The following is a 26,155-nucleotide window of genomic DNA, read 5'->3' as shown; positions in this document are numbered from 1 at the left end:
CTATGAAGATGAAAAGATTTTACCTTGCTATTTTGTGTTTGCTAATTCTTAACATAAGTAATTCAAGCGCACAAGTCAACGGAGATTTTGAAAGTTGGAACTCAGACACAAGAGGAAATGGAGCATTACCCGGAGAATACCTGAGACCCGGTCAGCAACCAGCAGGTTGGGAAGCCTCTAATGTGAACCAAAAAGTACTTCTCTTTGCTTCAAAGGTAGTGGTTGAGCCTGATGCCGGAAGAATAGGTGGACTATCAGCCAAAATGGAAAACAAATTTGTTGGATTAGGAAGCATTGGCAGTAATGCGCCAGCCTACATCACATTAGGTGTTCCATGGGCTTATGCAGTAATGAATATTCCCGAATGTGATGGAGGAACCGTAGGTGGAATAGAATATTCTGAGCGCCCTGACTCGATTGTGGGGTATTATAAACGAACGCTTGGTGGCGATAAAAACGAAAATGCTCTAATCCTTGCTTACTTGTGGGAAGGCACCTCTACCTCAAAAGTGCCAGTAAATCCTGAAGGAAAGACTGCTTCTACAGATACTGCAACCATATACGACCAGGATCGCTGTGTATTAGCTAGTAGCGATGGAGCCCGTTTAATCGGAAAAGCCGAATACCGTATTAATGGTGAATTAAATGAGTGGACACGCATTGCTGTTCCTTTCCAATACAGCAGTAACCGAACACCGGAAAAGCTGAATATCGTTATATCTTCTGCCAACTATTATGATCGCAATGCCATCGGTAAGGAGAACATCTTATGGGCAGACGATGTAGAGCTGACATTCAAACGGAATAAAACAGTCATCACATTGCCTACCCTACCTTATGAATGTTTTTATGGAAGGGAAGCAGCTTTCAATCCTACATCTAATAATACGGAAAGTGAATTCCAAATAACAGTAGAAAACCCATCCATCGCAGCAGTTGAGGACGGAACCATCAGATTCCTCTCTCCCGGAACTACCAATATAACGATATCTCAGGCAGATAATGGACGTTACTCAGATGCAGAAGTCACGATGTCTGTTACGGTACTACCGGCTCCGCTGACTGTTAAGTTGGAAAATTGTATTTCCGAAGCTACAGAAACACCTATATTCTACTTTATATACGAAGGGCTAACCGAAGAGGATGCTTCTATTGTAGACGGTACTCCAACACTAATTTTCAGCACCATACCCATTGCTGAAGCATATACTCAATCGGGAGAAAAACTAACATACCCTGTAAAAGCCGGCGAATACATCATCAGGTGGGCACAAAAACCGGTAGCGCATAATTACGTGGTTACGGTAGACGAAAGAGAAAAAGTGCTGACTGTAATAAGCAACAATCCCGAGATCACCTTCACTCCTATTATAGATGAAACAACAGACGAAGACATTACTGAGGCTGTAACAACTGAAACTATATGGGGCAGAAGTACAGAAGAAGGCAGAGTCCTCACGTTAAAAATACAGGTAAGTGACGAGTATTCACTGGAAGGCCTGATCGTGAAAGTAGATGGAGTTATTGTTTATCCTAAAGACGAACAGTTAAAAAGCAGCTCTATCAATGAAGTTCTCATAGACTTAGGATATATCAAAGAAGGTGCCGTTATTCAAATCGAAGGTATAAAACCTAAAAATGCCACAGGAATAGCAACCATAAACGGCGAAATCAGCATATATACCCAATCAGGAACTTTATATGTAAAAAGCAATAAGAATGGCACACTAAACATCTATGGCATGAACGGAAGCAAATATGCCAGCCAAAAAGTAAACCCGGGAACAACAAGTATCTCATTACCAAAAGGAATATACATTGTTGAAATCAATGAAATAACCCGAAAAGCAGCTGTAAAATAAGAAAAACTATAGCAGAAAACAATTGACCCACAGCCATCAACCATTTGACCGACAACTGTCGGTTATTTGGCTGACGGCCGTCGGCCAACTGACCGATAGCTATCAGCCAACAGAAACTATTGCTCCTTATTAATAATTCTATCGTAAATAAACAGACAAACTACGGCTATCAGTCCGATAGCGAGCAGTACCATCCATATATGTGATGGGTTATAGGTTTCCCACAAAAGATTAGTTAGTTCGTGGGGGCTGAGGTTTACCTGACGAGCTACTTCTTCAAAATAGGCATTGGTTGATAAGCCCTCTTGAATTTGCAGGCCTTTTTCTGTTACGAATCTATGGGAAAGCTCTACTTTATCCGACATTTTTTGATATACAACTCCGGAAATAATACCTGCCAACAGATTACCTAAGAATACAGGAATAAACGAATATCCCATATACAGGGCTTTCTTGTCTGCCGGAGCAATGCGTCCGATATACTCTGATATTTTAGGGGAGCCAGCCATCTCGCCCAGTCCGAAAATAAGGATAGCTACCAATGTAAACAATACATTTTGCGACATAAAGGTAAGCGCCATCCCGATAGAGCAAACTAAGAAACCGGTTATCATCGAATGTAGAGGTTTAAGCTTCATTACAAGACTGGACACCAAGACCTGAAACAGGATAATATAAAAGGCATCCATATTGGTAACAAACTCTGCATCCATCACTCCCGGAGCGGGGCTATAATTGTCGCTGATAAAAGGAATATAGGTCTGAAAAAAAGTGTATAACGCACTGGTGTCTACCCATTGGGATACAAACACCGGTAAGGTAAAAAACAACTGATGATACATCGCCCAGAAACCGGCTACGATACAGAGAAAGATAATAAATTTACCATCTTTTAATATGGTTCCCATATTGCGGAATATCTCTGAAAAAGTTTGAAGAATAGGGCTTTTCTGTTTTTCCGTTTCATTCCTCCCCGGCTCTTTATAGAAAGGAAGTAGTAAAAAATTCAACATGATAATTCCGGCAGAGACATAGAAGATTAAATGTGAAGATCCCTTGAACAACAGCGTAACCATTGGCCCGAAGAATGCACCTACATTTACCATCATATAAAAGATCCCGAATCCAATGGAGGAGGTCTCATCTGTTGTGGTTTTTGCGACTGTAGCCTGAATAATAGGCTTAAATAAAGCCGCACCTACTGCCAGATACAGGTACATAAGAAACACACCTGTAAATGTAGAAAACATCGGCAATAAGATAAAGGCCGAAACATATATAATGAACGACAGGAACAACACCTTTTTGTAACCGTATCGGTCAGCAATAGCACCTGTCAGCACCGGAAGAAAATACAAGATAGCTGTCCCTACCCCCATTAGCATTCCTTTTTGGCTTTGGGAAAACTCCAGTCCTCCCAGATCGGAAGATCCTGTCAGATAATTGGCAAATAACATGAAAAAACCATACCACGCCCAGCGTTCAAACAACTCAATAGTATTCGCTACCCAAAAGGTTCTGGGGAATTTGCTAAAGACATTCATTTTCTGATAAAGATTTAAGTTAGGACTGTAAAGATAACGGAATATCAGAAAATATGTACCTTTGCAAACAAATAAGTCAAATCGGAAAAGAATATATTATGATCGAGCAGCAAATCACCGGAGCAATCATTACAGGTATTAAATCTTTATATGGAGCCGAGGTTCCGGCAGAACAAATCCAACTGCAAAAAACAAAAAAGGAGTTTAAGGGACATCTAACATTAGTTGTTTTTCCACTTCTTCGTGTATCGAAGAAATCTCCTGAGGTAACAGCCCAGGAAATAGGCGAATACCTTCAGGCAAACGAACCAACTATTGCCTCGTACAACGTAATCAAAGGATTTCTGAACCTGACAGTTTCGTCCTACTGCTGGATTGATTTACTAAACAGCATACACAAACAGCCAAACTACGGTATTACTGCCGCTTCAGAACAGTCTCCATTGGTGATGATTGAATATTCTTCCCCTAACACAAACAAACCGCTGCACTTGGGGCATATCCGCAACAACCTCTTAGGATATAGTTTGTCTGAGATTATGAAGGCAAATGGCAATAAGGTTGTCAAAACAAATATTGTAAACGACAGAGGGATACATATCTGCAAATCAATGCTGGCCTGGGAGAAGTGGGGCAACGGAGAAACACCGGAATCCTCCGGAAAGAAAGGTGACCATCTGATTGGCGAATATTACGTTTTATTCGACAAACATTATAAGCAAGAACTAAAAGAGCTGGAGGGCAAAGGCCTATCTAAGGAACAGGCTGAAGCTGAAGCTACATTAATGGCTGAAGCCCGTGAAATGCTTCGCAAATGGGAAGCCGGAGACGAACACGTCCGCTCGTTGTGGAGTACAATGAACAGTTGGGTATATGCCGGATTCGACGAAACGTATAAACGGATGGGTGTTGACTTCGACAAGATTTATTATGAATCGGAAACATACCTGGAAGGAAAAAACGAAGTCTTGCGCGGAATGAAAGAAGGTGTCTTTTATCAACGGGAAGACGCTTCGGTATGGGCCGACCTGACAAAAGACGGACTGGACGAAAAGCTACTGCTTCGTGCCGATGGCACTTCTGTTTATATGACACAGGATATCGGAACAGCCAAACTACGCTTTGACGATTACCCGATAGATAAAATGATTTATGTAGTAGGTAATGAGCAGAATTACCATTTCCAGGTATTATCTATCTTATTAGACAAGTTGGGATTTGCTTTCGGCAAAGGCTTGGTACATTTCTCTTACGGGATGGTAGAGCTACCAGAAGGAAAGATGAAGAGCCGCGAAGGTACAGTTGTAGATGCCGACGACTTGATGGACGAGATGGTAAATACTGCCCGCGAAATATCACAGGAATTGGGCAAGCTGGATGAAATGACACCTGAAGAGATTGAAAACATAGCCCGTATTGTAGGATTAGGCTCTTTGAAATACTTCATCCTGAAAGTAGATCCCCGGAAGAACATGACCTTCAACCCGAAAGAGTCTATCGACTTCAACGGCAACACAGGATCATTCATTCAATATACCTATGCCCGTATCCGTTCCGTATTGCGCAAAGCAGCCGAACAGAACATCACATTGCCAGGTGAGATACCGACATCTATCGCTATTTCCGAAAAAGAAGAAAACCTGATACAAACCGTAGCTGCTTATGCTTCTACCATTCAGGAAGCCGGAACAACCTATAGCCCTGCTCTGATCTGTAATTACATTTATGACCTGGTAAAAGAATATAATCAGTTCTACCACGACTTCTCCATTCTGCGCGAAGAAAACGCAGACTTGAAGAACTTCCGTCTGATATTATCAGAAAACGTAGCTCAGGTGATTAAAACAGGTATTTCATTGCTGGGAATTGAAGTTCCCGAGCGGATGTAAGATCACTTCTTTTTAGTGGCCCGTTTCTTGGTTGCCGGTTTCTCGCCGGCATCCTGTACTATCTTCAGGGCTTCGTCCAGAGTAATCTCTTTGGGGTCTTTGATGGTTTTCGGGATCTTATAGTTACTACCTTTATAGGCAATATAAGGTCCGAAACGACCATTCAGTATTTCCATTTCAGGCTCTTCGCTAAACGTTTTCAGCGTACGTTGAGCCTCTTTTAGTCTCTTTTCTTTTATAAGCTCTATAGACTCGTCGAGGGTAATACTCAACGGGCTCAAGTCTTTCGGTATAGAGATAAATTTGCCGTCGTGGCGGATAAACGGACCAAAACGGCCAATACCGGCTACCACAACTTTATCTTCAAATTCACCAATCGTACGGGGAAGCTCAAATAGTTTCAGTGCTTCCTCCAAAGTGATGGTTTCAATGGACTGCCCTTTCATCAGAGAAGCAAACTGTGGCTTCGGAGCAGTTTTGTCATCTGGATTAGCTGCTCCCAACTGAGCTACTGGTCCAAAACGACCGATCTTCACAAATACAGGCTTACCGGATTGTGGGTCAATGCCCAATTCACGTTCTCCTACTTTATGTTCGGTTTTTACAGCTGATGTTCGTTCCACTATCGGATGGAACATCTTGTAGAAACGATCAATAGCATCTGTCCATACCATTTCACCGTCTGCCACCGCATCAAACTCTTTTTCTACACTGGCTGTAAAGTTATAGTCCAGTACGCCGGGGAAGTATTCCATCAGGAAGTCATTCACCACAACACCAATATCGGTCGGCATTAGCTTGGAACGGTCCGCACCTGCTATTTCCTGTTTTTCTTTCTCTGTAATTTTACTTCCCGACAAGGTGAATACTGTGTAAGAACGCTCTACCCCTTCCTTGTCTCCTTTTATTACATATTCTCTGTTTTGGATGGTCTGTATAGTTGGAGCGTATGTAGAAGGACGACCGATTCCCAATTCTTCCAAACGGCGAACCAGACTGGCTTCCGTATAGCGAGGCGGACGTTGAGTGAATCGCTCGGTAGCTTCTATTTGCCTCATCGCCAACACATCGTTAATGCTTACCGGAGGCAACAAACCGCTTTCCTGTTCTTTTTCACTTTCATCATCCGTACTTTCACGATACGCTTGTAGGAATCCGTCGAAAACAAGGACTTCGCCTACGGCTGAGAACTTTTCCTTTTGTCCGGAAATGTCAACAGAAATCGTTGTACGTTCCAGTTCTGCATCTGCCATCTGGCAGGCAATGGTGCGTTTGCGGATTAACTCATAGAGCTTTTTCTCCTGGGCCGTACCGCTTATCTCTTCATTACTTATATAGGTAGGGCGAATGGCTTCGTGAGCTTCCTGCGCCCCCTTTGTCTTTGTACTATACTTGCGGAAATGATAATATTTCTCGCCATAGATATTTAATATCGCCTCTTTTGTCGTACCCAAAGCCAAGTCACTCAGATTAACCGAGTCGGTACGCATATAGGTTATAAATCCAGATTCATACAAACGCTGTGCCAGCATCATGGTTTGCGACACAGAATATCCCAATTTGCGGGAAGCTTCCTGCTGCAAAGTAGAAGTTGTAAAAGGAGGAGCCGGCGACTTCTTTACAGGTTTGGTAGAAATATCATCTATTTTAAAAGAAGCTGTTTTACAGGATTCCAGGAAATCCGTTACTTCTTTCTTTGTTTTCAAACGTTTATTAAGCTCTGCCTTTAAAACAGTTGTTCCGTCCGGAAGGATAAATTCCGCAATTACTCGGAAAGAAGCTTCAGAGACAAAATGATTAATCTCCCGTTCGCGCTCTACAATAAGTCGTACAGCTACCGATTGCACACGCCCGGCCGACAAAGCTGGTTTTACTTTCCTCCACAAGATTGGAGAAAGCTCAAACCCAACGATACGGTCTAACACACGACGTGCCTGTTGTGCATTCACCAGATTATAGTCTATACTGCGGGGAGTTTCAACGGCATGCAAAATAGCATCCTTGGTTATTTCGTGAAAAACAATACGTTTTGTCTTCTCAGGCGCCAGATTCAATACCTCAGCCAAATGCCAGGATATAGCTTCTCCTTCGCGGTCTTCATCGGAAGCCAGCCATACCATCTCGGCCTTTTTCGCCTCGGCCTTTAATTCTGTTACAAGTTTCTTTTTATCACTTGGCACTACATATTGAGGAGCATAATTATGTTCAATATCTATACCAAATTCTTTTGTTTTCAGATCACGGATATGTCCGTAACTGGACATTACCTTAAAGTCTTTTCCAAGAAACTTTTCAAGCGTCTTAGCTTTCGCCGGCGACTCTACAATCACAAGGTTTTTTTGCATATTTCCAATACTTCTTATAAAAACGAGTGCAAACTTACATAAATAATTCACGCAAGCGAACAGAAATTAAAAAAAATCACTTTTTTAATTACCTGTATTACAAGTTGGAAAGAATTTCTTTTAGAAATATATCCCGGTTAATTATCCGGTAATGGGGGTCATAAGCCTCCGAAAACACCTCACTATGATGCACCACATACTTGCCTTGTTCCAAGAGTGAAAAGAGCATTTCCCGGTCTTGTTCATAATTGGGGAGAACCAGGTTCATTGCTTGAATAACCGAGTCTATTAGCATCCATTCCCTCTCCCATTCTTCGATAGAAATTGTTTGTATATTACTGACACTGCGTATAAAGGCGTCAAAGAATACATCCCGCGAAATGAGTCCTTCTTTTATCACCGACAGGTTTACTCTATAGAAATTGCCGTTATAGCCTGTCGGCTCATAATAGGCTCCGGGTGCCTGCTCAAAAGAAGCCAACTCCCTGTCTAAGTATGCACCGGCAGATGCAGTGTCATTAACCATATGCCCAGGGCCGAAATAGTCCTGGAAAAAGTTCTTATACAAATCCTGCAAAGTGGATTTCGGATAGATACTCAACTGATTCTCTACAGCCACGCGAATCAGTTCATGCTTCGTATCTTTCTTGCAAGAAAAAGAGAGCATTAGTACAATTACTAAGAGTATTATATTTCGCATACAGATTTACTTTTATAAATTGAATGATACCCCTCCCATAAAGGTAGCTTTAGGCATCGGGTAGCCAAGCATTGTTTCATATCTCTGAGCCAGCAGGTTATCACCTTTCACAAAGACCTCCATCCATTTCAGCGGGCGATAAGCTACACGTGCATCAACCAATGTATAATCACTTGTTTGCACAGTCTTACCGGTAGCCAGATAAAGCTTGTCTATCACTTGTGCCCCAGCACTCAGGGTGAATTTACCGGGACGATAGGTCATCCCTGCATACAGTTTATTTCTCGGCGCACCGGTAATTTTCTTCTGCATATCAAGATAGCTATAGTTGGCATGTAGGCTGAGATTATTCAATATCTGATAATTCAGGCTGAATTCAATTCCTTTATTTTCAAATTCGCCTACATTCCTGTTCTGATAACGGCTCTCCCCTATTTCAACCGATTCTATTATATTGTCTCCTTTGGTGTAGAATAAGGTTAAGTCTACCGACATACGATTATCAAGCAAGCCTTGCGATACAGTAAAGTCGTAACTGAAACTACGCTCGGGAAGCAGGTCTTCATTTGCTGAAGCATACATATACAATTCCCGCATATTGGGGGTGCGAAAACCTTTTGAAAAGGAGAATTTCAGACTAGTCTGCTCTGCAGCTTTAAACGAAACACCCGCCTGTGGCACCCATTCCGTACCATAAAGCTTGTGATTCTCCAAACGCAAGCCCGCTTCAAGCATAAACTTCCAAAGTTGCTGTTGAACAAGTACATATCCGGCTACTTCATGTAGTTTGACATGGTCGGCATATATTTCCTTTTCCGGGTCGCGATAGGCATTACCGCCATATAGTTTAGCATCAAATCCACCTGTAATGGTATTGCCTTTAAACAGATTTACCGCCTGATAAATATTTACACCACCCATATAGTCCGTTGATTTGAAGAGGTATGGACGAGGACTACCTCCTTCGTAATAGCCATCATTAATCTTATGATCTCCCCAATTATAATAGAAGTTTACAGCTCCTCTTGTTTTTTCATATCTGTTTTCCAGAGAAAGTCCCGACATGCCACGTAGTACATCAGTCATACCATCCAGTAAAGGACGACTTTCTTGCCCCGGCACGTCTCCCTTGGCCTTTGAAATATTTACATTTCCTACAACCCTCCACTCTTCCGACAAGTCGTAACCCAGTTTTGCCGATCCTGTCCACATTTTAAAGTCGGAGTTTACGCGGTGTCCGTCGGTTCGTTCGTAGTTTCCACTTACTACTCCGAAAAGCCGCCCGTTGCGATACGTGTCTGTTAGAGAATACCTTTGCGTGCCATATGAGCCACCCATCAACCTGGCAGAGAATTTATTGCCATCCTCCATTGCCTGGCGGGTTATAATATTGATAGCCCCACCCATAGCATTAGAGCCATAAAGGATAGACGCAGCACCACGAGACACCTCCACCCGCTGCGCATCCGACGCTATATATGCATCGGCCACCGGATGCCCGTAAATAGTAGCATACTGCGGATGTCCGTCAATTAAGATAAGCACTCGCCCGGCGCCTCCGGCAAAGCCACGCATACTGATACCGCCTGCACCACCTGAAACACCATAACCCGCCATTCCACGGGATGTAACATATAGCCCCGGCACCTGCTGCATAAGTACCGGAAGCAAAGATACCTCCTCACTCTGCTCTATCACATCACGATGCACTACACTTATCGGAACAGGCAACACATCACGCGGCACAGGTACACGCGTCCCTGTCACCACTACCTCATCTAAATTGACTGTTTTACTTCCTAACGAATCTTGTAATATAGCTGTATAACCTTCTGCCAGACTAATCCCTGAAAACAAACACAACACAACTAACAGTAGTATCCCCCTCCTCATTTCGTTTTTCAATTTATAGATTTCATATCAATTTCTCACAAACATCCAGTAACACGTTTTTCATAATTCATGCTACAAATATAAACGATAATTGGATAAAACACGATCTGCAAGTATATTAAAAACGAAAAAACATACAATAAAGACGAAAAAACACATCTTTTATCAAAAAAGCAAGAGTTGAGAAGACCAAAAACAAAATCTATATTTTAGAATTCAATTTTGATATTTAGATTTTTATTCATACATTTGCATAAATACGTAAACAGTGAGAATAATAGCATATAGTTGCATAGAAGAGTTCACTCGCACTTATAATGACTCGAAAGTAGCATTAGATAGCTGGTATTCAAAAGTAGAAAAAGCGGAATGGGATTGTTTTGCAGATGCGAAAGCAATGTTTAACAGTATTGATTCTGTAGGCAACAAAAGATATGTATTCAATATAAAAGGTAACACATATAGGCTGATTGCATTAATATTATTTACGCCTAAAATTGTTTACATACGGCATATCTGTCCTCATAGCGATTATGATAAAATAAAAGATTGTTCTAAAGTGTAAAAGATTATGAGAACTATAAAAAAAGAAACAGAGTACAAAGCTATTTTGGCAAGGATAGATGAACTTGTAGAAATAGTAAATGATACGACTCCAAAAACAAGCAAAGAATATATTGAGCTTGACTTTCTTACTGATATGATTGTTTCTTTTGAAAAGGAATTCTATAATATCAAAAAACCCTCATTAGCAGAGGTTATGAAGCTACGTATGTTTGAAATGAACCTTACCCAAAAAAAACTATCTGAAATTATTGGCGTTAGCCCTTCCCGTGTTAGTGAATATCTTACAGGAAAAGCAGACCCCACATTGAATATAGCTCGTGAAATCAGCAAAAAACTTAATATTGATTCCGATATAGTCTTAGGAGTATAATATCAGTAGTCCCATCAGTTAAGCAAACAGAAGAAAAAAAGTACCCCCGAGCAGAATCGAACTGCTATCTAATGTTTAGGAAACATCTATTCTATCCGTTGAACTACAGGGGCCTATTTTATGGTGTGCAAAAGTATAATCTTTTTGGCAGATTGACAAGTGTTCAGGCATTTTTCCCTTTGTTACTCGAAAAGGGTCTGTAGGATGGCGATTGATTTGATTTCGGGTATTTCGGGGAGGTGCAGGCGATAGTATGTCAGGATGCGGTGCAGGATGTTTACGCGGTCTTGGCGGGAGAAGGCGTAGAGTGACATGTTTTCATAGCTTATCTTAAACAGGCGGGAGAAGATTTGGCTCTCTTCGCGGCTCAGGTAATGGCGATGCATGGGGGGGCGATCGACAAATACGCCGTTTTGCATATCGAAATAATAGCCTTCAATATAGGAGTCCACATTGGGAAATACTCCTAGATAACTAAGCAGATGCAACAAGAAAACCAGGTGATAATTAGCCACCCCTCCTTCGGAAATTTCCAACACGTAGATAGAGCGGTACAGGTAATCGAAAAGCCGGGCATCAGGCTCTGTTTCTTTCACTACACGAAATAAAACTTCGGCAATAAATAAGGCCAGTACATTCTTCACAGGGTCGCAGGATAGCTGAGTCAGCGGGTAGCAGAGCTTGGTTTCGCGTATCCGGTGCAGATCGCGTTTATTCTGATGCTCCACCTCCATATCCAAGACAGAAAGCGGCATAAAGAGAGCCTTTGAAACGGCAGTCTTCTTCCCTCTGCCACGTGCCACCAGGTAAGAAGCACGTCCAAAGGCTTCCGTGTACATATATATAATAGAATATGTATCATTATAAGGAATAGAATGAAGGACGATACCGCGCGTTTTACTTAGCATACTTACATTGTTGTTGCATACAAAGGTAAACAATTTTAAAATCCCACAGTTGTTGAACTCATGTTCTACAATTGTTGAACATGAATTCTACATATGTAGAACATGAGTTCAACAACTGTGGGACTTTATTTGTTATATAAAAAACAACTCATCAAAACACACATTATGTTAGAACTGGCCACCCCCTCGTTGCTGTTTTCAGCTATTTCACTAATTTTGCTGGCATATACCAATCGTTTTTTGTCGTATGCCAGTGTCGTTCGCGCATTAAAAGACAAACACGAGCAAACGCGTGACCCCCGGGATGCTGCACAGATTGCCAACCTCAGGAGAAGGCTCTATTTAATACGCGGCATGCAGATACTGGGGGCTTTAAGCTTGCTTTTCAGTGTTGTTTCCATGTTCTTTTTCTACGTATCATTCATTAATACGGCAGTCTGGATATTCGGTGTCGGGCTTATTTTACTGGCCGCTTCCCTTTGTTTATGCATCTGGGAGATCAACATTTCAGTAAAAGCCCTGGATATTCACCTGGACAACATCGCCTCTAAATAGATGTTAAAACGCAAACATAATTTAATTTTTCTGTAAAATGTTTTGGTAGTTTCCCAGGAAGACCTATCTTTGCACTCGCGTTTGAGAAATAGGAGTCTTTAAACGCAGAAAGTGAGAACTTTCACATGTTGGCCCATTCGTCTATCGGTTAGGACGCAAGATTTTCATTCTTGAAAGAGGGGTTCGATTCCCCTATGGGCTACCAAATTGAATTAAAAAATAAGATAGCTAAGAAATGGCAAATCACAAATCAGCATTAAAAAGAATCAGACAGACAAACGCAAGACGTTTGCATAACAGATATTATGCAAAAACTGCTAGAAATGCAGTTCGTAAATTGCGTGCTACCCAGGAAAAGGCCGAAGCTCAGGCTTTATATCCTAAAGTATGCTCTATGTTAGACAGGCTGGCTAAAAAGAACATCATTCACAAGAACAAAGCTGCTAACCTGAAATCCAAGTTGGCGAAGTTCGTGAATGCTCTCGCGTAAGAGACCAAGAAGGTAGCTATAAAGATATAGGAAAGCCGGACTAATTAGCCCGGCTTTTTCACCTATGGCCCATTCGTCTATCGGTTAGGACGCAAGATTTTCATTCTTGAAAGAGGGGTTCGATTCCCCTATGGGCTACTTCAAATGAAGAATGAGGAATGAAGAACGAAGAATAAACAGCAACAAATATTCTTTCGTTCTTCATTCCTCATTCTTCATTATTTTTTTGTATCTTTGTTAGGTTTTTCAAAAACCATTGCAAATATTGATTTCAAACAAGTTAAACATATATGAGTGAGGAAATAAAAAACACTAACGGCGATTATTCAGCAGATAGCATCCAGGTACTCGAAGGATTAGAAGCTGTACGTAAAAGACCGGCGATGTACATTGGCGACATCAGCGAAAAAGGTCTGCACCACTTAGTGTACGAAGTAGTAGACAACTCTATTGACGAAGCCCTCGCCGGGTATTGCTCCAATATTGATGTCACCATTAACGAAGACAATTCCATTACAGTAGTAGACGACGGTCGCGGTATCCCGGTAGGTATGCACGAAAAAGAAGGCAAATCCGCACTGGAAGTTGTATTGACCGTTTTACACGCCGGAGGAAAATTTGACAAAGGAAGCTACAAAGTTTCCGGAGGTTTGCACGGGGTAGGTGTATCTTGTGTGAATGCACTTTCCACCTACTTAAGAGCAGAAGTTCGCCGCGAAGGCAAAATATACATGCAGGAGTTTTCGTGTGGGCACCCCACATCTGAATTAACGGTGATTGGAGATTCAGATACTACCGGAACTACTATTTCCTTTAAACCGGACGATACTATTTTCATTGTAACAGAATATCGCTACGACATACTGGCAACCCGTTTGCGCGAGTTGGCTTTCCTGAACGCAGGAGTTAAGCTGACACTTACCGACAAACGCGTGACAAAAGAAGACGGCACGTTCCGGACAGAGGTATTTATGTCTGACGAAGGCTTGAAAGAGTTTGTCCGTTACATAGATCGCGCCAAAGAAAAGCTGATCGGAGATGTAATCCACATTGTAACCGAAAAACAAGGCGTACCGGTTGAAGTAGCCATGACATACAACACTTCGTACAACGAAAGTGTCTACTCGTATGTAAACGACATCAACACCATCGAGGGAGGAACCCACCTGGCAGGCTTCCGCAGAGGATTAACCCGCACACTGAAGAAATACGCTGAAGACTCCAAGCTACTGGAAAAAGCCAAAGTAGAGATACAAGGCGACGACTTCCGCGAAGGCCTTACAGCTGTTATCTCTATCAAGGTAGCAGAGCCTCAGTTTGAAGGACAGACAAAGACAAAACTAGGTAACAGCGAAGTAACAGGCGCTGTAGACCAAGCCGTAGGTGAGGCTTTAGGTTATTTCCTGGAAGAACATCCGAAAGAAGCTAAGATCATTGTAGACAAAGTAATACTGGCGGCACAGGCTCGTCAGGCAGCCCGCAAGGCAAGAGAGCTGGTTCAGCGCAAATCGCCTATGAGCGGCGGAGGTCTTCCCGGAAAGCTGGCAGACTGTTCGTCTAAGGTAGCCGAAGACTGCGAGTTATTCCTTGTCGAAGGGGACTCGGCAGGTGGAACAGCCAAGCAGGGACGCGACCGTACCTTCCAGGCAATCCTTCCGCTTCGGGGTAAAATCCTGAACGTAGAGAAGGCGATGGAGCATAAAATCTTCGATAGCGAAGAAATCCAGAACATCTTCCGCGCCATGGGTGTCACTATCGGAACGGAAGACGATCCGAAGGAACTGAACCTCAGCAAGCTCCGTTATCATAAAGTAATCATCATGACCGATGCCGACGTGGATGGAAGCCACATCGCCACATTGATCCTGACCTTCTTCTTCCGTCGTATGCGTGCATTGATAGACAATGGATATGTATACCTGGCGACTCCCCCCTTGTACCTATGCAAGAAAGGAAAAGCAGAAGAATATTGCTGGACGGAACAGCAGCGCCAGACTTTCATCGACAAATACGGTGGCGGAAGCGAAGCGGGCATTCACACCCAGCGCTACAAAGGTTTGGGAGAGATGAACGACCATCAGTTATGGGATACAACCATGAACCCGGAGAACCGTACGCTGAAGCAAATCACAATTGAAAGCGCAGCGGAAGCAGACCAGATATTCTCGATGTTGATGGGTGAAGAAGTAGCTCCCCGCCGCGAGTTTATCGAAGAAAATGCAACCTATGCCAATATAGACGCATAATAGAAACAACATGAATATAAAGGTCCGTCGTCCGAACGTAGAGGCCCTGTTCAGGGAGGTTGACAACTTCATCCCCAAAAAGGAGCAATCGCAACCTCCCCGTATAGGAATATCCGCTAATCGGAAAGACGGACTTTCTTGTATAGCCGAGACCTACGTCCAGTCCGTACTGATGGCAGGCGGGGCGCCTGTCCTGATCCCCGTGATAACAGACATCAAAGCGCTGTCTACTATCATTAGAGGCCTAGATGGCTTGCTAATGAGCGGCGGGAGCGACATCAACCCCCTTTACTTAGGAGAAGAACCGATCCCCGAATTACAGGATGTAGATAGCTACCGCGACGAGTATGATTTGATTATTCTCCGTTTGGCTTTTAATTACCAAATCCCGATAATGGGTATCTGCCGGGGGCATCAGATCATGAATGTGGCTTTCGGCGGCGGGCTTTATCAGGACATTTATGCCGGAAGCGAGATGAAATTGCTCAAGCACAGCCAGACACTGGCACGCGAACTGCCATCGCATACCGTGACTCTGATCAACGGAAACACCAAGTTGCGTTCGATCCTGAAGGAGTCCGACATCCAAGTTAATTCCATCCATCACCAGGCCATTACGGAACCGGCTCCTGAGTTTATCTCAACTGCCATTGCTCCGGACGGGATCAACGAAGGCATGGAGCATCCCGAATATTCCATCCTTAGTGTACAATGGCATCCCGAAGCTATGGCGTCCAATGGCGATGAGCTTATGCTTGAACTCTTCCGCTATCACGTGGAAGAATCCCGCAGCTTCAGCCAAGCCAAAGAGATACACCAACGGATTCTTACTATCGACTCGCATACGGACACTCCTATGGTATTCCCCGGTTCTTTCAATCTGGGGGAAAAAGAAGGAGGAAAGGTAAACCTGCCGTTCATGGAAGAGGGACGGATTGATGCCGCCTTTATGGTGGCTTACATCCCACAAGGCAAGAGAGACGATGCCTCGTTGAAAGCAGCTACCGAATACGCCATCGAACGTCTCGAACAGGTAAAGAAGCAAGAGCTACTGAACCCCGAACGGATGGAGATTGCCTATACGGCAGACGACCTGATCCGCCTAAAGCATCTGGACAAAAAAGCCATCTTCCTGGGTATAGAAAACGGCTATGCCATCGGAAAAGACATCCGTAACCTGACTCTTTTCAAGGAAATGGGCGTTTCTTACATGACGCTCTGCCACAACGGGAGTAATGACATCTGTGATTCCGCCCGAGGCGAAGCCGAGTGGAACGGACTCAGCCCGTTTGGCAAGGAGGTAGTCAAAGAAATGAACCGTCTGGGCATGATAATCGATATCTCCCATGCGGCAGAAAGCACCTTCTATGATGTATTAAAGGAAAGCAGCCAACCGATTATTACCTCTCATTCATCGGCTCGCGCTTTATGCGACCATCCGAGAAACCTCTCCGACGAACAAATCAAGGCATTAGCCGCTCACGGAGGTGTGATACAAGTCTGCTTGTACAAGGGATTTATCAATAAAGAAGAAGAGAAAGCCTCGCTGAGTGACGCCATTCGCCACATCAATCACATCGTAGAAGTTGCCGGCATAGACCACGTAGGCATTGGCTCCGATTTCGACGGAGACGGAGAGCTAATTGGTTGCCGCGCCAGCAACGAACTAATCAACATTACCGTTCGCCTACTCCAGGCCGGCTACACCGAACAAGATATCAGAAAGATTTGGGGAGAAAACCTTCTCCGCGTAATGCGAATGGTTAATCATTAACCGTTACCCTTCTCCCATTCCGAGGCGCAAAGTTCCAGTTCTTCGTACCAGGCTTCACCGTATTTGCGGACTAAGGGGTCTTTCAGGAATTTATATAAAGGAAGTTTTTCTTTTTGGCCTAAGATCTCTGCGGCCTTGCAGATTTTCCAGCGATTATAGTTCAAGGCGCTGAAGGTGGCGTATTTGGTTACGCGAATCGGATATAAGTGGCAGGAAACCGGCTTCATGAACTTTGTCCGTCCCTCGCGGTATGCTTTCTCGATAGCACACTTGCATATCCCCTTTTCATCGTAGCAGGTAAATACGCAATCTTTCCCATTAATAATAGAAGTAACCACATCGCCATCGCTGTCGATATAGGCTACTCCTTGTTTGTTTATCAGCTCCTGGGCTTCAGGAGAGAGATCATCCCAGACTAATGGCAATACTTTTTGAAGTTCAGCCAACTCATGCTTCTCTAAAGGAGCACCGGAATCACCCTCGATGCAACAAGCCCCTTTGCAGAGCGACAGATCACAAATAAACTGCCGCTCTATAATATCAAGGCTTATTAAAGTATCACCAATCTGTAACATTTTTTATACGATTAACGATTTTCCTGTCATCTCTTTAGGCTGGGGTAATCCCATGATGTGAAGAAGAGAAGGGGCTACGTCTGCCAGAATTCCGTTTGCTACTTTGGCGTCTTTGCTTGTTGTTACGTAAACAAAGGGAACGGGATTCAGCGAGTGAGCCGTATTCGGGCTTCCGTCTTCGTTCAATGCGTGGTCGGCATTCCCGTGGTCGGCAATGATGATTACCTCGTAATCGTTTGCTTTGGCTGCCTCAACGGTATCTTTCAGGCAAGCGTCTACAGCTATAACGGCTTTCTCGATGGCCGGATAAATACCGGTATGTCCTACCATGTCTCCGTTTGCATAGTTGCACACGATGAAATCGTATTTGTTTGCGTTGATTGCCTCTACCAGCTTGTCTTTTACTTCATAAGCGCTCATTTCCGGTTTCAGGTCGTACGTGGCCACTTTAGGAGAAGGTACAAGGATACGGTCTTCGCCGTTGAAAGGTTCTTCACGTCCTCCGTTAAAGAAGAAAGTCACGTGCGCGTATTTTTCTGTTTCAGCAATATGAAGCTGTGTCTTGCCTTGCTGAGCTACATATTGTCCTAATGTATTATCTACATTGTCTTTATCAAAGAGGATATGTAAACCTTTAAATGTAGCATCGTAAGGAGTCATGGTGAAATACTGAAGGTTCGGGATTGTTTTCATTCCGGCCTCCGGCATATCCTGTTGTGTCAAAACAATGGTCAGCTCCTTGGCGCGATCGTTACGGAAGTTGAAGAAGATAACTACATCCCCCTCCTCTATTACAGCCACTGGCTTGCCGTTTTCTACGTGTACGATGGGTTTGATAAACTCATCCGTTACACCTTCGGCGTACGACTCATCCATTGCAGTCAGCATACATTCGGCAGCTTTTCCTTTACCTTCTACCAACAGGTCGTAGGCTTCTTTCACACGCTCCCAACGTTTGTCGCGATCCATTGCATAGTAGCGTCCGATGATAGAAGCTATTTTGCCTCCATTTGTCTGAAGATGATTTTCCAATTGCTCGATAAAGCCTTTACCGCTCTTCGGGTCTGTATCGCGTCCGTCCATAAAGCAATGTACAAACGACTTATTGATTCCGTATTCTTTCGAGATATCTGTTAGTTTAAACAAATGCTCCATCGAGCTGTGCACGCCTCCGTCAGAAACAAGTCCCAGGAAATGAACCTGCTTGTTGTTCTCTTTTGCGTAGCTATAGGCACGTTTGATTTCCGGGTTTTCCAGGATTGTATTTTCGCGGCAGGCGATGTTGATCTTCACCAAGTCCTGATACACTACGCGGCCTGCGCCAATATTCAAGTGGCCAACTTCCGAGTTTCCCATTTGTCCGTCGGGCAATCCTACGTTTTCACCGGAAGCCTGTAACTGTGAGTTTGGATACTCTTTCAACAGCGAATCCCAATATGGGGTAGGTGTCTGATAAATCACATCGTCTTTTCCTTTATCACCGATTCCCCATCCGTCGCAAATAATTAATAATGCTTTCTTGCTCATAATTGCATCTATTTTGATTTGTTTATTTTTTTATTTAAAATTCAAGCTATTAAAACCGGCTGCAAAATTAGTCAAAATTTGCCAGTTAGCGATCCTTTTTCGCTCGTTAGCAAATAAAAATAGCTCACGTCTAAATAACAATCAGACACGAGCAAAATAAAACAATCCATGTACAAATTACAATATTGCCTATAAAAAGATACAAACACCCCCCACCTGTTTAGCCATAATGCCGTATTTTTACATAAGAAACGAAAACAATACCATGAAGCAACACTTACTATATAAGTTCATTCTACTCTTTTGCGGGTTATATTTCTTTTCCGGAGCGATTGCTGCCCTGGAAGAAAATATCCTTTTCAACAGAATCGATGTAAACAACGGACTCCCCTCCAACGAAATAAGCTGCATCCTGAAAGACAAGAAAGGCTTTATGTGGTTTGGCACAGGAGCCGGATTAATCCGCTACGACGGATATGAATTCAAAACCTTCCGCCACGAAATCAACGGCTCCCTCTTTTCCGAAGGATATATCATACAATTAACCGAAACGATAGACGGCAAACTATGGGTAACCTATCAAAACGGAGAAATCAGCATCTTTGACTTACACAAAAACACCTTCCACACCATTGAAGACATGCAGAAGACACTCGCTATCCAGCCAACGGTCACCGCTGTCTTCCAGGACATAGATTATCAGCTACTATTCAGAACCTCGGACAACAAGCTTTGCCGATATGACTTCGAAACAAAAAAGGTAACCGATTACCCGGCCTTCCAGAAGGAAGGTGGCGTGTGCAACATCGTTCAGAAAGATGGCTGCCTGTATGTCATCTATTATTCGGGACTAATAGAAATCGTTCATTTAGAGAAAACAGAATATGCCATAAAGAACGATTTTCTTCAGAGCTTTCCCATCCCCAAGCGCTTCAATATGTTTGTAGATAGCGGGAATGATATCTGGATCTACATGGATCCCGAAAATCACAACGGACTGTTCCACTACCAGCCCAAGACGAGGGAATGGCAACATTACACCACCGAGTCGGCCATCCCGCTCACCTCCTCTCTGATACGTGATGTAAAAGAAGATCCGAAAGGGAATATCTGGATCGCCACAGACCACGGAGGAATCAACATCCTGAACAAGCAAAAGGAAACCATACGATACATAAAAAGCGACCCGCTCGACCCTAAAAGCATCAGCCAGAACAGCGTCATCTGCCTGTATAAAGACGACACAGACATACTATGGTGCGGTACCTACAAAAGCGGAATTAATTATTATCACAAAAGCATTTTCAAATTCAACAATATACGCTATCCCATCATACGGGCGGAAGATGCAGCCACCAACGACTGCAACTGTGTCTATGAAGACACATCCGGCAATCTATGGATAGGAACCAACGGCAACGGCCTGCTCCATTACAACAGAATCACCAAGCAGTATCGCAAGTACCAACACAATCCCGCCGACCCGGGCAGCATCAGCAGCAACATCATTGTGTGTCTGACAGGAGACGCAGAGGGCAATCTATGGATCGGAACCTATATGGGAGGGTTGGACTGCTTCAACGGAAAAACATTCACCCACCACCAGCCGGCGGAGGGGAAACTCTCAAACAGCAGCATATACAGCCTGCTCACCGACGAGAACAACAACCTCTGGATCGGGACATTGGGAGGAGGCGTAAACCAGCTCAACCTGAAATCCAAGCAGTGGAAGCACTTCAGCGCCTCAAACGACTCGAATCCCCTCCTCTCCGACGAGGTGTACTCCATCTCCGCCGGAAATCCGAATGAGTTGCTGATCGGCACGGCGCTGGGAGTAAACATCATCAATACCCGAAGCGGGAAGGTTAGCGCTTTCCTCGGAACAAGGGATAACAGATATACATTCAAGGACAAGGCGATCAACACCGTCTTTCTCGACAAGCACAAGTTGATGTGGGTAGGCAGTAACAACGGACTAAGCATCTACGATCAGACAAATGACAAGCTCTATCACCTCGACAAAACCAACCAGCTACCCGACAACGACGTTACCTCCATCATGCAAGACGACTACGGCATCCTCTGGCTCGGAACCAAGAATTGCCTGTTAAAGATCGCTCCCCAATACAACGAGGAAAGCAAACAGTACACATTCGATTGCACCACCTATTACGAGAACGAAGGGATCTCCGGAAGGATCTTCAACCGCAACAGCCGGTGCCGCACATCCGACGGGGAGTTCATCTTCGGCGGGACGAACGGGCTCACTACTTTCAACCCCATGCAGATACACTACAACACCAATCCTCCCCAAGTGGTATTCACCGGATTGCAGTTGCAGAACCAGCAAATCCTCCCCGGAAAAGAGTACAACGAAAATATCATACTGTCCGACGAGATCAGCTACACCAAAGAATTGTCACTCAAATACGAAGAGCGGGGATTCTCCCTCAGCATCTCGGCGCTCAACTATTTCCTTCCCGGAAAGACCAAGTATGCATTCTTCATGGAGGGGCATGATAAAAACTGGACCACCATAGATGCCAGCAACCGCAACATCACCTACACCAACCTCCCCGCAGGCAGTTACATCTTCCTGGTAAAGGCAGAGAACAACGATGGCGTATGGAGCGATACCCCCAGCAGACTCAATATCAAGATCCAGCCACCCTTCTGGGCTACTCCTTGGGCAGTCATCCTTTACTTACTTTTAAGTATCTCATTGATTCTCCTCATTGTTATTATCTTCAGTCGCTTCCAGAAGCGGAAATTCGTCAAGGAACAGGAACGAATCGCTGCAAACCGCCTCCATGAGATGGACGAGATGAAACTCCGCTTCTTTACCAATGTAAGTCACGAGTTCCGCACGCCCTTGACGCTCATCATTGCGCCCGTCGAGAAGTTAATGAAGGGAGAGCACAACTCGGACAACAAGAAAATCCTACAGCTGGTACACGAGAATGCCACCCAGCTACTCTCGCTCGTTAATCAGCTGCTGGATTTCAGGAAGATCGACGTACAAGGAGTCGACCTGCTCCTTTCCTCCGGAGATATCGTGATATTTATCCGCAACATCTCCTACTCGTTTAAAGACCTTTCGGAGCAAAAGAATATCCGCTACTCATTCTCAACGGCTATTCCTTCCTTTATGATGAAGTTCGACACCGATAAGATATTCAAAATAGTATCAAACCTCTTGAGCAACGCCTTCAAATTCACTCCCGAAGGCGGAGAAATAGCCGTCAACCTGCAAGTACACAACCGAGAGGGCCAGACAGACGAACTCTGCATCCAGATATCCGATACAGGCATCGGCATACCGGAAGACAAGCAAGAGCTCATCTTCAACCGCTTCTACCAGATACCTCCCGAGAACGAGGCAAATGCCACCATCGGTACAGGAATCGGTCTTCACATCTGCCGGGAGTTCGTCAAGATGCACAACGGCACCATTACCGTAAAGAGCGAGTTGGGCAAGGGAAGCACCTTCACCGTATCCCTGCCCGTTATCCTATCGGAGATAGAAGAAATCATATCCGTCCCCCACACCGTCGAAGCGGAAAGGGAAGAAAATACGGAAGCCCGGATCTCCTCGAACAATCTGGAAAACACAATCCTCATTGTAGACGACAACAGCAAATTCCGCGAGTTCATGCGCCTTAGCCTGAACGACAATTTCAACATCCTTACCGCCTCAGACGGCGAGGAGGCCTGGCAGGTTATACTGGATCACCTGCCCGACATGGTCATCAGCGACGTGATGATGCCCATTACCGATGGAATCGTGCTTTGCAAGCGCATCAAAGAAGACATACGCACCTCTCACATTCCCGTCATTCTGCTGACGGCCAAATCCGCAGAGGCAAGCAAGCTCACCGGACTCGAGGCAGGTGCCGACGACTACATCGGCAAGCCCTTCAACATGGATGTGCTCATACTCAAGATACGGCACATCATCGACATGAAGAACCGCATGCGCGAACAATTCAGCCAGGCTACCAACAAGGGCATTCAGCTAACCAGCATGGACATAAACTCCCTCGACGAAGAGCTGATGAAGAAGGCCATACAGTTTATAGAGGAGCAGATCGCCAATCCGGAATTGTCCGTAGAGTGGCTCAGTCGCGAAATGGGGATGAGCCGCGTAAACTTCTACAAGAAGACCATGTCCATCACCGGCAAGACTCCCGTAGAGCTGATCCGCACCATCCGGATGAAGCACGCCGCCATCCTGCTCGAGAAGAGCCAGATGCGCGTAAGCGAGGTAGCCTTCAAAGTAGGAATAAACGATAGCAAACTCTTCCGGAAATACTTTAAAGAAGAGTTCGGCATACTACCCTCCGACTACATAGAGAATAAAAAATAATTAATCACTCAATCATGAAAAAATCAGTATTACTAACCGTATGCCTGCTATTAGGCATGCAGCTCGCAGCACAACAATCCTTACAACCCTCCGTCCCCAGTGAGCCCTATCAGTGGAAAAGCGTACAGATCGTAGGAGGCGGATTCGTAGACGGTATCGTTTTCCACCCCAAAGCCAAAGACGTACGCTACTGCCGTACAGACATGGGAGGCGCTTACCGCTGGGATGCCGCCTCGGAACGTTGGATATCCATGCTCGACTGGATTACTTATGACGACAACAATCTGGTAGGCGTAGAAAGCATTGCCGTAGATCCAAGCGATCTGCAAACCGTTTACCTTTCATGCGGCACCTACACGCGCAGTAGCAACGGAGCCGTCCTTTGTTCACACGATGGAGGGCGCAGCTTTACGCGTATCGACATGCCATTCGCCATGGGCGGAAACGAAAACGGAAGAGGTAACGGAGAACGCATGATGGTAGACCCCGCCAATAGCCGCATCATCTACCTTGGCACCCGGCACGACGGACTCTGGAAAAGCACCGACAAAGGCCAAAGCTGGGAGCGACTCAGCACCTTCCCTGACGTAACAGAGATCATGCCGGAGCTACCGCCCTCTTCCCAGCCAAGGAATCCTTGGGCCAATCGTCCGCAGGGAAGCGGTATCATCTTCGTACATTATGACGAGAGCACAGCCGTTCCCGGTAAAGGTTGCGCTACTATATATGTAGGCGTATCGCTGATGAACCGCGAGAATCTTTTTGTATCCCACGATCATGGAGCCCATTGGCAGGCCGTTGCGGGACAACCTACTCAGTACCGACCCACGCACGCGGCATTGGCTTCCGATGGCGAGCTCTACATTACGTATGGAAGCAACCCCGGCCCCCAGCGCATGGAAGACGGCGGCGTATGGAAATACAACACAAAGACAGGCCTCTGGAAAGAGATCTCACCCGTAAAACCCAATCCCGATAAGGACTTGAAGTTCGGATATGCCTCCGTGTCGGTAGACCCTCAGAACCCGAAGCACGTGATCGCAAGCAGCTTCAATCTGGCTGTCCCCAACAGCTATGCCGAAGACGATATCTACCGAAGCACAGACGGCGGCAAAACCTGGAAAGGCATCTTTGCCGGCAAGGCTCAGTTCGACTACACCAAAGCCCCCTACACCCAGTTTACCCCTCTCCACTGGATGTTTGACATAGAGATTGACCCCTTCAACCCCAATCACGCCATGTTCACAACAGGTTACGGAGGCTGGGAGACGTTCAACCTCTCCGCGCAGGACAAGAAAAAGCCTGTCGTATGGCAGATCATGAGCACCGGCATAGAGGAAACCGTCCCATTGGAGATCTACAGCCCCAACGAAGGAGCGCATTTGATTACGGCAATCGGAGACTATGGCGGCTTTACGCACTTCGACCTCGACAGCCCCTCGCCTACCGGAAGTCATAAGCCTTATTACGGTAATACCAACGGCGTCAGCGGAGCAGAGAAGCGTCCTGAGCTGGTGGTTAGAGTGGGTACCGTCTCTCATCATCATCCCGAGGGCAAGCCGCTCGCTTACTCCCAAGATGGCGGTATCTCGTGGAGCGAACCGCAATCCCTTCCCGATGAAAAGGCGGCAAACGGCTACATCGCCGTATCGGCAGACGGCGAAAGCTGGATCTGGAGCCCCTTCCGGCTCCCTGTCTTCTACACACGCGACAGAGGGGCAAGTTGGCACAAATGCCAGGGCATCCCCGACAATATTCGCGTAGTAGCCGACCGAGTGAATCCCGCCCGCTTTTATGGCTTCGACATTGCCTCAGGACTCTTGTACGAAAGCCGGGACGGTGGGCAGAGCTTTACCTCGCGCCAGCTATTGCCTGCACTTCCGCAAACGCCCCTCATGCGTGCCGACAGAAGAGGTGGACAGGATAAAATCTACACCACTCCCGGACGGGAGGCCGACCGATGGATTGCCGCCTACGATGGCCTCTACCACCTATTGCCCGACAACCAACTGCTGAAGCTAGACAAAGTACGCAAACTCTATGCCTTTGGCTTCGGCAAAGAAGCACCGGGCCGGAGCTACCCCGCACTCTATATGATTGGCATCGTAAACGGTACCTACGGATTTTTCCGTTCAGACGACGCTGCCAAGAGCTGGGTGCGCATCAATGACGACGATCATCAGTACGGCTTAGTCCTTCACATTTCGGGAGACCCCAAGAAATACGGCCGCGTATACGTAGGAACCCACGGAAGAGGCACCTTATACGGTGACCCGATAGGCAAGTAGCTATACAAAATTTAGAACAAATAATATCTTAAAAGTTGTAAAATCAAGATTTCGGTATCATCTTTGTAAAAAACGATACTCAAATTCAGTTTTGAGTATCGTTTTTTTGTTAAAACAATACTCGATTCCAGTTTTGAGTATTACTTTTAAACTGAAACGATACACTGGCGCGCGCCGATGTATCGTTCAGTTTCTCAAACAATACTCAAATGGGGTTTTGAGTATTGTTTTAACACTTAAGTGATACTCAAATCCC

Annotated in this window: 17 protein-coding genes and 3 tRNA genes; 12 read left to right on the top strand and 8 right to left on the bottom strand. The window is 45.1% G+C overall.

The annotated features are described in order from the left end of the window. The first annotated feature begins 2 nt into the window (after window positions 1-2). Window positions 3-1,862: a PCMD domain-containing protein gene (locus tag M2470_RS03245; protein ID WP_280743412.1), complete on the top strand. Its 1,860-nt coding sequence runs from the start codon at window positions 3-5 to the stop codon at window positions 1,860-1,862. Window positions 1,863-1,978: 116 nt separating this feature from the next. Here M2470_RS03245 and M2470_RS03240 read toward each other — a convergent pair whose 3' ends face one another. After that, window positions 1,979-3,406 (bottom strand): MFS transporter, encoded by a 1,428-nt coding sequence (locus M2470_RS03240; protein WP_280743413.1) that lies wholly within the window; start codon window positions 3,404-3,406, stop codon window positions 1,979-1,981. 95 nt (window positions 3,407-3,501) lie between these two features. Between M2470_RS03240 and argS the strand changes: the two genes are divergently transcribed. Then, on the top strand, window positions 3,502-5,295 hold the full coding sequence (gene argS / locus M2470_RS03235; protein WP_280743655.1) for an arginine--tRNA ligase: 1,794 nt from the start codon (window positions 3,502-3,504) through the stop codon (window positions 5,293-5,295). Window positions 5,296-5,297: 2 nt separating this feature from the next. Here the strand turns inward: argS and topA are convergent, their stop codons facing one another. The 3 genes from topA to M2470_RS03220 form a co-directional block, all read right to left on the bottom strand. After that, window positions 5,298-7,640 (bottom strand): type I DNA topoisomerase, encoded by a 2,343-nt coding sequence (gene topA, locus M2470_RS03230; RefSeq protein WP_280743414.1) that lies wholly within the window; start codon window positions 7,638-7,640, stop codon window positions 5,298-5,300. Window positions 7,641-7,737: 97 nt separating this feature from the next. After that, the gene (locus M2470_RS03225; RefSeq protein ID WP_280743415.1) at window positions 7,738-8,340 is read right to left on the bottom strand and encodes a hypothetical protein; all 603 of its coding nucleotides are present in this window, start codon (window positions 8,338-8,340) and stop codon (window positions 7,738-7,740) included. Between the two features lie 12 nt (window positions 8,341-8,352). Continuing rightward, a complete protein-coding gene (locus tag M2470_RS03220; protein ID WP_280743416.1) occupies window positions 8,353-10,233 on the bottom strand; it encodes a TonB-dependent receptor in 1,881 nt (626 codons plus the stop codon). A 268-nt stretch (window positions 10,234-10,501) separates the two neighbouring features. Between M2470_RS03220 and M2470_RS03215 the strand changes: the two genes are divergently transcribed. Together M2470_RS03215 and M2470_RS03210 are read left to right on the top strand one after the other, a co-directional pair. Further along, on the top strand, window positions 10,502-10,798 hold the full coding sequence (locus tag M2470_RS03215; protein WP_280743417.1) for a type II toxin-antitoxin system HigB family toxin: 297 nt from the start codon (window positions 10,502-10,504) through the stop codon (window positions 10,796-10,798). Between the two features lie 6 nt (window positions 10,799-10,804). Further along, window positions 10,805-11,170, top strand: a complete 366-nt coding sequence (locus tag M2470_RS03210; RefSeq protein WP_280743418.1) for a helix-turn-helix domain-containing protein — start codon at window positions 10,805-10,807, stop codon at window positions 11,168-11,170. Between the two features lie 41 nt (window positions 11,171-11,211). Here the strand turns inward: M2470_RS03210 and M2470_RS03205 are convergent. Both M2470_RS03205 and recO read right to left on the bottom strand, forming a co-directional pair. Continuing rightward, window positions 11,212-11,283, bottom strand: a tRNA-Arg gene (locus tag M2470_RS03205). A 69-nt stretch (window positions 11,284-11,352) separates the two neighbouring features. Continuing rightward, window positions 11,353-12,078 carry a DNA repair protein RecO gene (gene recO, locus M2470_RS03200; RefSeq protein ID WP_280743419.1) on the bottom strand — a complete coding sequence of 242 codons (726 nt, stop codon included), beginning with the start codon at window positions 12,076-12,078 and terminating at the stop codon, window positions 11,353-11,355. Window positions 12,079-12,243: 165 nt separating this feature from the next. Here recO and M2470_RS03195 point away from each other — a divergent pair, with 165 nt between their 5' ends. The 6 genes from M2470_RS03195 (at window position 12,244) to M2470_RS03170 (ending at window position 17,143) form a co-directional block, all read left to right on the top strand. Beyond that, window positions 12,244-12,633, top strand: a complete 390-nt coding sequence (locus tag M2470_RS03195) for a DUF2721 domain-containing protein (protein WP_280743656.1) — start codon at window positions 12,244-12,246, stop codon at window positions 12,631-12,633. 130 nt (window positions 12,634-12,763) lie between these two features. Then, a tRNA-Glu gene (locus M2470_RS03190) sits at window positions 12,764-12,838 on the top strand. Window positions 12,839-12,868: 30 nt separating this feature from the next. Beyond that, entirely contained in the window at window positions 12,869-13,123 is a 255-nt protein-coding gene (rpsT, locus tag M2470_RS03185) for a 30S ribosomal protein S20 (RefSeq protein ID WP_280743420.1), read from the top strand. Between the two features lie 66 nt (window positions 13,124-13,189). Continuing rightward, window positions 13,190-13,261: transfer RNA gene (locus tag M2470_RS03180), tRNA-Glu, on the top strand. 152 nt (window positions 13,262-13,413) lie between these two features. After that, window positions 13,414-15,369, top strand: coding sequence for a DNA topoisomerase (ATP-hydrolyzing) subunit B (gyrB, locus tag M2470_RS03175; protein ID WP_280743421.1), 1,956 nt, complete (start codon window positions 13,414-13,416; stop codon window positions 15,367-15,369). Between the two features lie 10 nt (window positions 15,370-15,379). Then, window positions 15,380-17,143, top strand: a complete 1,764-nt coding sequence (locus M2470_RS03170) for a gamma-glutamyl-gamma-aminobutyrate hydrolase family protein (protein ID WP_280743422.1) — start codon at window positions 15,380-15,382, stop codon at window positions 17,141-17,143. Here M2470_RS03170 and M2470_RS03165 read toward each other — a convergent pair. Both M2470_RS03165 and gpmI read right to left on the bottom strand, forming a co-directional pair. Beyond that, on the bottom strand, window positions 17,140-17,718 hold the full coding sequence (locus tag M2470_RS03165; protein WP_280743423.1) for a DUF3109 family protein: 579 nt from the start codon (window positions 17,716-17,718) through the stop codon (window positions 17,140-17,142). The two genes, M2470_RS03170 and M2470_RS03165, sit on opposite strands and share 4 nt — an antisense overlap. Before the next feature lie 3 nt (window positions 17,719-17,721). Continuing rightward, entirely contained in the window at window positions 17,722-19,245 is a 1,524-nt protein-coding gene (gene gpmI / locus M2470_RS03160; protein WP_280743424.1) for a 2,3-bisphosphoglycerate-independent phosphoglycerate mutase, read from the bottom strand. Between the two features lie 265 nt (window positions 19,246-19,510). Between gpmI and M2470_RS03155 the strand changes: the two genes are divergently transcribed. Then, window positions 19,511-23,611, top strand: a complete 4,101-nt coding sequence (locus M2470_RS03155) for a two-component regulator propeller domain-containing protein (RefSeq protein WP_280743425.1) — start codon at window positions 19,511-19,513, stop codon at window positions 23,609-23,611. A 14-nt stretch (window positions 23,612-23,625) separates the two neighbouring features. Beyond that, the gene (locus M2470_RS03150) at window positions 23,626-25,899 is read left to right on the top strand and encodes a sialidase family protein (RefSeq protein WP_280743426.1); all 2,274 of its coding nucleotides are present in this window, start codon (window positions 23,626-23,628) and stop codon (window positions 25,897-25,899) included. The last annotated feature ends 256 nt before the right edge of the window (window positions 25,900-26,155 follow it).

Source organism: Parabacteroides sp. PH5-46, from assembly GCF_029892785.1.
Lineage (GTDB): Bacteria > Bacteroidota > Bacteroidia > Bacteroidales > Tannerellaceae > DFXE01.
This window is presented reverse-complemented; position numbering and strand designations above follow the sequence as displayed.